Annotated in this window: 4 protein-coding genes and 1 pseudogene; 1 reads left to right on the top strand and 4 read right to left on the bottom strand. The window is 58.6% G+C overall.

Going from position 1 to position 11,527, the window contains the following annotated elements:
• Positions 1–97 precede the first annotated feature (97 nt).
• Positions 98–1,308: pseudogene (locus ACXPVS_RS24435) on the top strand (IS4 family transposase); the annotation flags it as partial.
• Positions 1,309–1,372: 64 nt separating this feature from the next.
• Here the strand turns inward: ACXPVS_RS24435 and ACXPVS_RS24430 are convergent.
• From ACXPVS_RS24430 to flgK, 4 genes are all read right to left on the bottom strand, one after another.
• Positions 1,373–4,129 (bottom strand): glycosyltransferase family 2 protein, encoded by a 2,757-nt coding sequence (locus tag ACXPVS_RS24430; protein ID WP_458512191.1) that lies wholly within the window; start codon positions 4,127–4,129, stop codon positions 1,373–1,375.
• Between the two features lie 73 nt (positions 4,130–4,202).
• Positions 4,203–7,784, bottom strand: coding sequence for a glycosyltransferase (locus ACXPVS_RS24425; protein ID WP_458512190.1), 3,582 nt, complete (start codon positions 7,782–7,784; stop codon positions 4,203–4,205).
• A 110-nt stretch (positions 7,785–7,894) separates the two neighbouring features.
• Positions 7,895–9,442, bottom strand: a complete 1,548-nt coding sequence (locus ACXPVS_RS24420; RefSeq protein WP_458512189.1) for a flagellar hook-associated protein 3 — start codon at positions 9,440–9,442, stop codon at positions 7,895–7,897.
• Positions 9,443–9,455: 13 nt separating this feature from the next.
• The gene (flgK, locus tag ACXPVS_RS24415; RefSeq protein WP_458512188.1) at positions 9,456–11,519 is read right to left on the bottom strand and encodes a flagellar hook-associated protein FlgK; all 2,064 of its coding nucleotides are present in this window, start codon (positions 11,517–11,519) and stop codon (positions 9,456–9,458) included.
• Positions 11,520–11,527 lie beyond the last annotated feature (8 nt).

Raw genomic sequence — 11,527 nt, 5'->3', positions numbered from 1 at the left:
CGCTGGAGAAGTTACCGACCTGGCCGAATAGCCGGCTGGATGAGTTGCTGCCATTGAGATCAGCTGCCGAGTAAAGGTGGCTGGGCTGGAGGCTTACGATAAAGCGACGATCCGACGTCGCCGTCTGCCTTCGGATATGGTGCTTTGGCGGGTAGTCGGGATAGCCCTTTTCAGGGGCGAGCCGGTTATTGAAGTCGCTCGCCGATTGAATATCTGCGCTAATGGACTTGCCAACGAGGTGCTCCTCGCCATAAGTAAGCTGTCCCAAGCTCGCCAACGTCTAGGCAAGCAACCCCTAGCCTGGCTATTTCAGCAGTGCGCCAACGCATGAGCGCTACCCACAAGACGACTGGCATGGACTCCAGGTCTTTGCAGTCGGTGGTGCCTTATTTCGAACACCGGCAACATCCGCCTTGCAAGAGTATTTCGGCTCCGGAAATACCTCTTACGAACGTCAAACGCCTTATCCGGTATTGCGCCTTGTTGCGCTGATGAACGCCCGCTCGCACATCATCGCCAATGCGGCCATCAGTCCTTACCGCAGGGGCGAGATCCCACTGGCGAGGGATTTCGTTGAGGCCATACCCAACGATTCGGTGACACTGCTGGATAAAGGAGTTTTCAGTGCAGACTTGTTGTCTGAGCATCCAAAGCCCTGAGAAAAATCGTCACTGGATGATCTCGGAACGCAAGGGCACGGTCCGTACGGAGATTGAGCGCTACGGCGATGGGGATTACATGGTGCAGATGAAGGCCTCGCCACAGGCGCGTAAAAAGAACCCGGTTTTGCCTGAGCACTGGCAGGTGCGAGCCGTTACCTATGAGGTCGAAGGCAAGGAAATAACCGTTTTCACCTCGCTGCCCACTTCACGTTTTAGCGCAGAGCAGGTCGCCACTCCTTATCACGAACGATGGGAGATCGCGCTGGATTTTCGGGATATCAAAAGCTCAATGCAGGATAACGCGTTGACCCTTCGCAGCAATACCGTGGATCTGGTGTATCAGGAACCGCGGGGGCTATTGCTGGCGTACAACGTAGTACGGCGCGAGGCCAGCCAGACTGCTGTTGCGCATAAACGAGCTCCCAGCGAGGTGAGCTTCAAGTTTGCCTGTCAGCACATCGCTAGCCATTTGGTCGTGATGGCTGGCGCCGTGTCGCCATCACACACGCCAAGACGCCTGGAAGAGCTTCGCGGCAGCATAGGTGTGCTCTTCAAAACAAAACGCCCCAGGCCAGCAAGACCCAGGGCGGTGAAGATATCAAAAAGCCGGTATCAGATTAACCGCAACGCTGCTCCGCTTAAGTGAACAGCATTACACCGTGAGGTGAGCCTTTTTTCCCGGTTACCCGAGTTGCGGTGAAGCCTGATGTTTAGGCTTTGACCTGACCGATCAGCGTTGCCCAAGGGATGCTGCTCACCGGTCCGAGCGTGAAGCCAGAGCCAGTAGCGGCCAGATTTTTGTTGTAGAACCGATCATGCCCCAGCGCTTCGGACCATTTCTCGCCAAACGCTTGCCGAGCCATTGGCGACTGCGCCAACACCCCCGACTGAATGACCTGCACGTGCGGCGTCCAGACCGTCAGATAACCGGCCTGACCGACTCGCAGACATAGATCGACATCACCAAAGGCCTCGGCGAAGTGTTCGACATCAATGCCGTCTGCCGCTTCGAACAACTGCTTCGAGATCATCAGGCAGGCAAAGGACACCGCCGAGCAGTTCTGCTCCACCACCAGCCGGTTCATGTAGCCCGTGGCAGTCTTCGGCTCACCCACGAACGGCGAACCTACTCCGTCGTTGAAACCGAGGATCAGGCCGGCCTGAGTGACAAAACCGTCACGGTCGATCAGCTTGGCGCCGGCCACACCGACTTCCGGACGAAGCACCTGGTTGAGCAGGGATTCGATCCAGTTGACGTTGACCACTTCGCTGTCAGCCGCCAGCGTGACCAGGTATTCACCCTGGGCGTGCTGGCTGGCGGTATTGATAAAGCCCCCTGTCGCCAGGCCGGGCTCGACACTAAACAGACGCACGCGATTGGCCTGTGGGCCCTGGCTATCGAGCCAGTTGCCCAATGGCGCCGAGTAAGCCGAATCGTCAGCAACCAGCAATTCGTAACGCTGGTATCGGGTGCGCTGCAACACACTGCGTATACAACGCTGCAACGTTTCAATATCACTGACGCCATGCAGGATGACCGAAATCATCGGGCGCTCGGTGAAGCGGTAATCGATTTTGTGCGTGCCCGACACCAGAGTACTGACGTCAGCCTGATACCCTCGGGTGGCGAGGTGGCGCAGCAAAGTCCTGCGCTCATCAGCGCTGTTGTCTTTTTCCGGCGCCTGACAAATCAGCAACGGCTCGTCCAGATGCGCAAGGCCGTCCAGTCCGCCCTGCTCGATCAGACGCAACAGCAGGTCAAATTCCAGCGCCTTCTTGAACTCGCGAGAGTAACCGCCCGCCTCGACCATCACGTCCCGGCGCACCAGCCAGTGGCGCGCCATCAGGGCCGGGTAGCTTTGCAGCAGATCGAGGTTGAAGCCCGGACGGAAGACATCCGCCAGCGTGCCGTTCTCCTGACGCTGGAGTTCATCCATCGCCACGGCATGACATTGCGGCGCGGCCAGCAGCTCCAGGCTCGCCTGATACAGGCCGCTCGGCGTCAGTTCGTCACCCGCTTCGGCCAACACTATCCAGTCGCAATCAGTCTGACTGACCATCTGGTTGATCTTGTCGACGTAGTTGCTTTCATTGACCTTGACGAAATGTAGGGTGTTTTGCAGCGTGGTTTCGGCCGGCAGGTCGCCGGTGGTGAACACAATGATCTTGAACGCTCGGCAATAGCTGTTCATCACGCTGTCAAAGGTCACCTGCAGCTTGAAGACGTCGGCTTCCAGGTCCAGCAACAGGATGCCAAACGTCGGACCGCCAGCGTTGCGCGCCAGATGCCGGGTGATGTCCTTGACCTGAGCGGCACTCGGGTCACGGGCCTCCAGCCAGCGCAACAGCTGGCCCGAGCGCGTGGCATCGAACAGCCTGCCGTTGTCCTCGAGTGTCGCAGCGCCCAGACGCTGCCCCCACGCCAGAACCTTCTGCGCGTGCGCCTTGGCGCCTTCGGTCTGCAGCGAGCGAGCAAGTTGCTGCACCACGTCCTGATTGAACGCGTAAAGCTCGAAGGCTTTCAGCAAGCGCTCATTGAGCGGCTCGGCACTGGCGTTGCGGTGAACGCGCGACAATTCCTTCTGTTTGAGCATCGCCGCTTCGAGTTCTTCGAGTTGCAAATGACCTGTCGGCACCGCATGCAGGAGAAACTCAAGCGCCGTCAGCACATCAAAAAACGCCTGGTTGTAGAACGGCAATTCAACGTACTGCGTCGGCTCGAAACGACGAACCGGCTCGCCGAGAGAAGCATCCCAGCGCGACTCAAACAGCTTCTCGGTGAGCGCGCCGAACGTGATGCTGTTGCGCTGGTGCAATGCATACGGAACTGGCAACAGGCGCACTTTGGCGCCCGCCGTCAGCCCATGGGAATAACCGTTTTCCTGCAGGGCCGGGTTGAAGTCCGCAGCCAGCATCGCATACCAGCGCTGCAGTACAGCGGTGCGAGTGACCGCCGTGGCCAGGGAGGGCGAATCGCTGGCCAACACTGCCAGCCGGGCTTCGGCCGATTCGTCGCTGTAGTCTTCGCAGCCCTTGCGGTCACGCAAGTAATAATCGACACGATCGGCATGCGCTTCGAACGCCAGGCTGTAACCCTGGCACGTGCCGTATTCGGCATTGGCTTCAAGGAAGGCCAGCGATTGATCGAGCGCGTCGGGCAGCAGGAAGCTTTCGACTTCGACCACGGCCATGTACGGCGTGGTGATCTGCCCGATCACCTGGCGGACTCTGACGCTGAAATGTTCGGCACGTAACGCAGGGACATGCAGGTACTGAATACCGGAAAACGTTGCGGCGATATCGGCGTCTGCATCGCGCGACGAATCGACCACCAGCACAGTGCAGGGCCAGCTGCTGTAATAGCGCAATGCACGGCGCACGGTGCGCGGCTGATCATGGGTCAACAGCACCAGGGTAAACCGCTCGTTCAACGGAGCAGGTGTTCCATTCGAGAAATTGCTTTGCATATGAATTCCTATAACGAGCGGGTAGCCGAATCAACGGCATTGCGTTCTATTGGCAGTTCGACGTTGACACTCATCAATCCGGCAACCAGCCATCGGCCCAGTACTGCAGGTTATCGCCGCGCAACATGAAATCGCGCAAGACCACTTCGCGCAATTCGTCACCCATCCGATAACTGGCAGCTGGATCCGACAGGTGCATGCGAATCGCCTGCAACCATTCATCGGTACTATTGGTGAGGATTCTCGTACAGGGCAAATGGCCTCGATACGCCTCGGTGTCGGAGCAAATCACCGGGTAGCCGCAGGCGCCGTACTCGAGCAACCGCAAATTGCTTTTGCAGTCATTGAAGATATGGAATTCCAGCGGTGCCAGGGCGAGGTCGAGATTAAGACTCGCGAGTTTTTCCGGGTACGCCGAGAGGCTGACGCCGGAATGAAACTCGTGGACATAGGGCCTGAGCAAGTCAGGGCACATGCCGAAAAACACCCATTCGACTTCATCCGCCAACTCGCGGACAACGTCGGCAATGAGTTCCAGATCACCGCGGTGACTGGTGCCACCACCCCAGCCTATGCGTGGCTTGCTCGAGGTACGACGCTGGCTCATGAGGTGCGTCCACAGATTTGGCGCCAGCATGTTAGGCACCACGCGAATGCTGTGGTGCATATCAGAGAGGACACCCGCCAGTGCATGGGTCGAAACCACAACCCGGTCGCACATGGCGATCCCTTTGCGCATTAACGCCTCGATGTTGTCGGGCATGTTGCGGGTGTGTTCGTTCTTCTCCGGGATCCGGGCGACGTAATCGTCCAGCTCGTAAATGCGCATGGCCCGGGAATAGTTTTTCACCTGGACGATGTCGTTGATTTTGCCGGTGTTGTAGCGACCTTGCAGAATGATGACGTCCGGCGACTGACGTTCGATTTCGATGATTGACGGCATGTCGTACGCCACACGCCCGACAATCCGCCCCGCCGCCTGCAGTTCGAACAACGGCTGGCTGACGCGGTAGTGCCCGATTGCCGAACTGTTCAGTGCCAACCCCAGAACCGACGGCACATTACGCGTACACAGAGGATTCCATCCAGTGCGCGCGCCCGGATTCAGGCCAAAGCTGTTGCCACTCAAATTCAGGTTGCGGTTGTAAGCAGGGTCATTGGCAATCTGCGGTAACCAGCGTTGATAAAACGCTTCCTGCTCAAGCTCCAGCTGCTGCTCCCGGAACTCTTCAATTCTGGTTTGCGCCGAGGACGCCAGCACAATATTGGAGAACGGTGTGGTGACGATCAGGTAACCGTCCTTGCCAACGCGCAGGCATAGCTCAAGGGCGTTGATGCCTTGCGTGCTGATGGCTTCCTCAAACCCGCCAACACTGTCGAATACGTGCTTGCGTACCAACAGGCAATGGTCACTGACCGCGCTCCAGTTCTGCACCACTTGCAGTCGCTGCATGTAGCCGCCGGAGGTCACCGGCTCATTGATAAACGCCCTGCCCGCCAGGCCATTCAGGCCCAGCACCAGCCCGGCATCAATCACATTGCCTTGCCGGTTGAGGGTACGCGGCCCGACGATCCCGACTTCCGGGCGTTGCCCATGATTGAGCAACTCATCAAGCCAGCGTTCGTCATGCGCCACGCAATAGGGGCTGAGCAACAACAGATAATCGCCCCGTGCCTGCTGCGCCGCGAAGTTCTTGACCTGCGCATCGTTGCTGCTCTGCGGACGCGAAAAAATGCGCAATGTGTCACTGCCCAACTCCGCCATGGCCTTTAGCCAATGCCGTACTTCTGTGCTTTCACTGGCATTGTCGACGAGGATGATTTCGTAACGGGTGTACGCCGTGGTGCTGATCAGGCTGTTGATACAGCGCTGCAGCGCGCTCAACTCGTCTTTTACGGTGATGATGATCGACACCAGCGGGCGCTCCGCAGAGTGGTATTCGATCCGCGGAATCAACTTCAGCAACGGACCGGGATGCAGCACATGCCCGACACCGATACGCTGCAGATGAGTGGTGATCAGTCGAGTGTTTTGCTCGATCACTTCAGGTAGCGATAGCCATTGGGCGAAGGTAAACGTCGACTCGACCTGCACTTCGGCGATGTGTCCGATGGCGTGCGGCCCATCCGTTTCGACCAGGCGCCAGATCAGGTCGTGCGGCGCCAGTTCTCCCAGCGCCGTATCAAACCCGCCCAGCGCCAGGAAGCGATTGCGCTCAAACGTCAGGGTACGACCGACATAGGGGTAACCGCGCATCAAGTCGAGGTTGAAGTCGGGCTTGAAGATCGGCTCGACAGACTCGTCGTCCACCAGCGCGCCTTCGTCGCTATAGATGCAGGACGCGCCTGGCGCTCCGACAATCCGGTCGGCCAGGACCAGCATCGCGGATTCGGTCAGCCGGTCACCGGCACGCAACAGATAGAACCAGTCGGCGTGGTGCAGCTCTGGCAGCAACTGGTTGAGCTGCTGCGGCCAGTCGGATTGCAGCGGCAGGCGCTGAACCTTGTCATCCAGTTCGCCTGTGCCATTCGATAACAGCACCACCGATTCGCAGGCGTATGTCTGGGCCGAGATGCTCTTGAGGGTAACGTCCAGCCCGTAGACATCATCGTCGGGGTCGATGATCACCGGAACGATGACGGGACGATGTGGCCAGCGTGCGATCTGCCGGGACAACACTTGTTTACGTGACGGCGTGAAACGTCGACATTCGATCCATTGCGCATAGAGATCGGCGTAACTTTCGGTGTCCGTGCCTACCTGTACCAGAATAATGCCTTGGCGCGAGGCCATGACCGCATACAGATTGAGCTCATCCCACTCGCGGGTTTCTGGCGCTGTCAGTTCGTCCAGCATCACGTAGCGCACCCAATCAGTGGCCGGGGCTTCTTCGCCGCTGCGCTGCGCGAGCATTTGCCCCAGCCACGTCCACTCGACAATGGCGGCAGAAACCATGTCCAGGCGCTTGCTGAGACGCTCTGGATACAAGCGTTCGATGCTGCCGACGTCGCTGAGCTGTACCAGATTGCCGCGTCGCAAAAGGCAAATGTACAGGGCGAAATCGAGCAGCGCGACGAATCCGGCGTCCGCCTGCGCCAAGGCGGGTAGCAACGAGGCGATGTCTGCCCGACGCATCAGCGAACAGCTGAAACCGCCGAGAATATTACGCGGGGTTTTCTCGAAACTGGCCAGCAGGTCCTCGCCTTTGAACAGCGCGTCAAATGGCGTAAGCCCGAAGTTTTCCATGCGGATCGGCAATACGTAATCGTCCGCATCGACCAAATGATGCTTGCTCACCACCAGAAGCACTTCAGCATGCTCGCTCAAAATGGCGGCCTGCTGGCTGATGGTGGTCACCAGTAACTGATCGTCGTCACACAAGAACTTGATGAACTCGCCTCGGCACTCGTCGAAGCAACGCAGAATGTTTTGTTGGAAGCCCAGGCGGACAGGGTTGCGCAGATACCGCACAACCACCTTCGACTCTATGCTAAGGGACTCGACGATTTGCTCGATCTCGTCCGTGCGGCAATCATCGCAAATGACGATTTCAAGGTTTTCGTAGGTCTGGTCGAGTACGCTTTGCAGCGCTGTACGGAAGAAGCGCGGGTTGAACGCAGGGATGGCAATGCTGACAAGAGGAGTAGGTTTCACACACGTGACTCTCGACCGGCCGGCGTCAACTCGCGCGAGAGCAGAACGTCCTGAACCGTAAAAAGAAAAAGGTCAGGGATCGCATTAAGTCATGCGACCCCTGCACTGAATCAGACCTTGTTGAACAGGCCCAACTGAGCGATCTTGCTGAACGCCAACTGCGAGGCCTGCAACATGGTTTGCTGCAAGGTCAGGCGAGTCATTACTTCGGCTGGATCGGAATCACGGATCGTCGACTGTGTTTGCGCGTTCGCCAGCACCAGCGCCTGGTTGGTATCACTCTGAGTATCCAGAGCCGAGCCGCGACCGCCGACCGAGCTCAAGCCGGAGGACAATTGATCGATACCGCTGGCAAGGTTACCCATACCCGACGCCATCGCCGCCAGTTGCTTCTGGGTCGCGACGGCGTTACCTGTGGTCGGCGTGTTCAGTGCGGTTTTCAACTGGCTCACGGTGTCCAGAACGTTCTGGGTCTCATGGGTGTTGACCGCCACGTTGAACTGATCGCCTACCACCAGTGGATTGGCCGGGGTGTCGTTCAGCGTGAATTCTACACCCGATGCGGTGGCCGTATTACCTACCAACGTTCCGCTGGAGACCGGCTTGCTGTCGGCAGTGATGGGGGCGGCGTACAAGTCGAACGCGCTGGCACTGGTGAATTTCAGCACCGCCGAGCCACCCGGAAAGCTGGCATGGTAAGCGGCCGGATCGGTAATTTTGGTGCTGGTCGCCTGGACGGTGCTCGGGTTGCCCGGTCCACGGGAAACGTTGAACGTGTCCGGCTTGGCTTCCAGTTTGAACGTACGTCCGGCCAACGCTGCGCTGGGGTCATTGACGTTCAGGGTCAGGTCGACACCGCGAAAGCTCACGCTCTGGTTCGTGCCGCTGGTGATGACGCCGCCCTGAGTGGCTTCACTCGTCACGTCGCTGCCGCCTGCGTCAGTGATCTTCAACTGAGTGCCACTGGTAAATTCCACCAGGTACGGCTCGCCGCTGCGAAATTTGTTGTTGTACGACACGTTCGACGACACTTGCCCATCAGACAGGGTCACAAGACCGTCATTCATCGACCCGGTAACCTGGGTGCGGCTGGTGTTGATTGCTTGCTGGAACACTTCCCAACCGGTGCTGTTGGTGGCCATCAACATGCTGTCACCGATCGGCAGGTTCAGGGTCACCTGGTCGCCGTTATAGCTGTAGGTACCGTCGGAGTTGCGTGTAAACGGAGCGGTATCGCCCTTGGAGCCGGCGAAGATGTATTTGCCGTTTTCATCCTGGCTGTTCATCAGGCTCAACAGCTGCTCTTCGATCTGGCCCAGTTCCGAGGCGTTGGCCTGACGGTCGCCATCAGTGTAACCGGCGTTGTTGGCACCGATGGCCAACTCTTTGGCGCGCTGCAAAACGTTGCCGATGCTGGTCATCACCGCTTCGGTCGTACCCAAGGTCGCCTTGATCGTGCTGGTGTTGGCCTTGTACTGATCCAGCATCGAAGCCTGCTGACCCAATTGCAGTAAGCGCGAAGCACCGACCGGATCATCAGCCGCGGTGTTGACGCGAATCAGGCTGCTGGCCTCTTCGCTGCTCTTGACCACATTCGCGAAATTCTTCTGATAGTTCGCAGCCGAGGACTCGTAAAACTGGGCGGTAGAAATGCGCATGGGCTACGACTCCTTAAATACTGTTGATCAGTGTGCTGAAGATTGTCTGCGCAGCCTTGATGATCTGCGAAGAGGCGGTGTAGTACTGCTGGTACTTGACCAGGTTGCCGGTTTCCTCATCAAGGTCGACACCCGAAAGCGAGTCGCGGGCCCCTTTGGCGTTCGCCAGAATGGCTTCGGTCGCGGCGCTGTCGAGCTTGCCCTGGGCGGCCTTGGAGCCAACGCCTTCGACCAGTTTGCCGTAGGCGTCATTCAGGGAAATACCTTTGCTGGCAGAGCCGGTGTCCACGGTCTGTGCAGTCTGCAAACCAGCCAGTGTTGTACCGTTACGGTTATCCAGACTGCCCGGTTGGCTGAGCGAGACGTTGATCGCCGTGCCATTGCCCGGCGAGCCGGCCACGGTCATGTCGAAGCTGACGGTGTATTGCGTGGCGGGTGCAGGCGGGATCGGCGCCCCACTGGCGTCCTTGAGAGGAACTGTCAGGCTCAGGGTGTTGTTCTCGCCTGGCTTGATGGTGCCACTGCTGATAACCCCGCCCTTGGCATCCAGAAACTGGTAGTCCTGGCTGGTGCCGTCGGCGGACACCGCACCGAATACAACCTTGGTAGGCGTGGAGTTTTTCAGGCCGTTCTGCATCGCGGTGGCAGTAACCGCGTCGTAGATGTCGAACTTCGTCGTCAGGGTCGGCTGGCCGCTGGCTGGAATCGTCAGCGTGCCATTGCCGCCTGCAGCAATGGCCGCACCCAACGGTGCCGCGATGGCCAGACGTTTGGAGTCGGTCATCTCGGTCTTGATGTTGGTGGCCGCGTTACGGGTCGGGGTGATCTTGAAGGTATCGCCGGCAGCCGCGGTGCCACCGCTCAGCTTCAAGGAAAAACCGTCGATCACCAGCGCGGGGGTGGTCGTAGTGCTGTAGCTGCCGCCCACAAACGTATTGTCTGGCAAACGCTGCACGGTGTAGTCGGTGGCGCTGGTGAACGTGACCTTGTAATCGTTGATGGTCAGCTTGCCGGTGTCTTCGATGCTGACATCGAAGTTGCCCGAACCCACGCTGTTATTGCCGGAGGCGATGCTGCGCTGAGCCATCTGTGCGGCACTGTTGATGCTGTTGAACAGGTTCGAACCGAAGTCACCGTTCTTGTCGATGCCCTGGGCTTGAATGCTGTTCATCTGATCGGCGACGACCAGGGCGACGCGACCCAACTCGTTCATGGCCGGGTCGAGCACAGTGCTGCGATAACGCAGCAAACCGCCGATTTCGCCACCGGTCATGATCGACGTGATTTCGATGGTGCTCGAACCACGATTGAGTTGCAGCGCCAAGCGGTTCGGGTCGTCATTGCCCGGCACGACTTCCAGTTTGTTGACGGTGTTGCCCATCACCAGCGGCTGGCCACTGCCCAAATAGATATCGATGTTACCTTCGCGTTCGACGATCTGCGCGCCGGTAAAGGTCGAGAGCTGGCGCACGGTTTCGTTGCGGGCGTCGAGCAGCTCGTTCGGCATGCCGCCGGAGCTGGAAATCTCTGAGATTCTCTGGTTCAACTGCGCCACGGTAGCGGCCAGCTTATTGACCTGATCGGCCATGTTCGTCAGGTTGCCGTTGATGTTCGCGTTCTGCACGTTCAACTGGCTGGACACCGAATTGAAACGGTTGCTCAAGGCCTGGGCATCGCTGATCAGCAACTGGCGTGAAGCATCGTCACCCGGCTTGGCGTTGACGTTCTGGACCGAGGCGAAGAACTTGGTCAGTGCGCCGTTCAGACCGGTGCCGCTGTCGGACAACAGTTTGTCCAGCGGCGTGACCTGCCCCAGGTACGCGGCCGAATCACTATTGAGCGACGTGGTGGTCTGCAGTTGCGCATCAAGGTAGCTGTTGTACACCCGACGAACATCGGCCAGGGTCGTGCCGGTACCGATGTAGACATTGCCGAACTGCTGCGAGGCTTTGGTGCCCTGCACGGTCTGCTGACGCGAGTAACCCGCGGTATCGACGTTGGCGATGTTGTTACCCGTCGTCATCAACGACGATTGGCTGGCTGACAGCCCCGACATCCCGATGTTGAGCAAACTCATGGTTCAGA

The sequence above is a fragment of the Pseudomonas sp. Ma2-10 genome (genome assembly GCF_054330215.1).
Note: the sequence above shows the minus strand (reverse complement) of the source record. Positions and strands in the feature narration are given on the sequence as shown.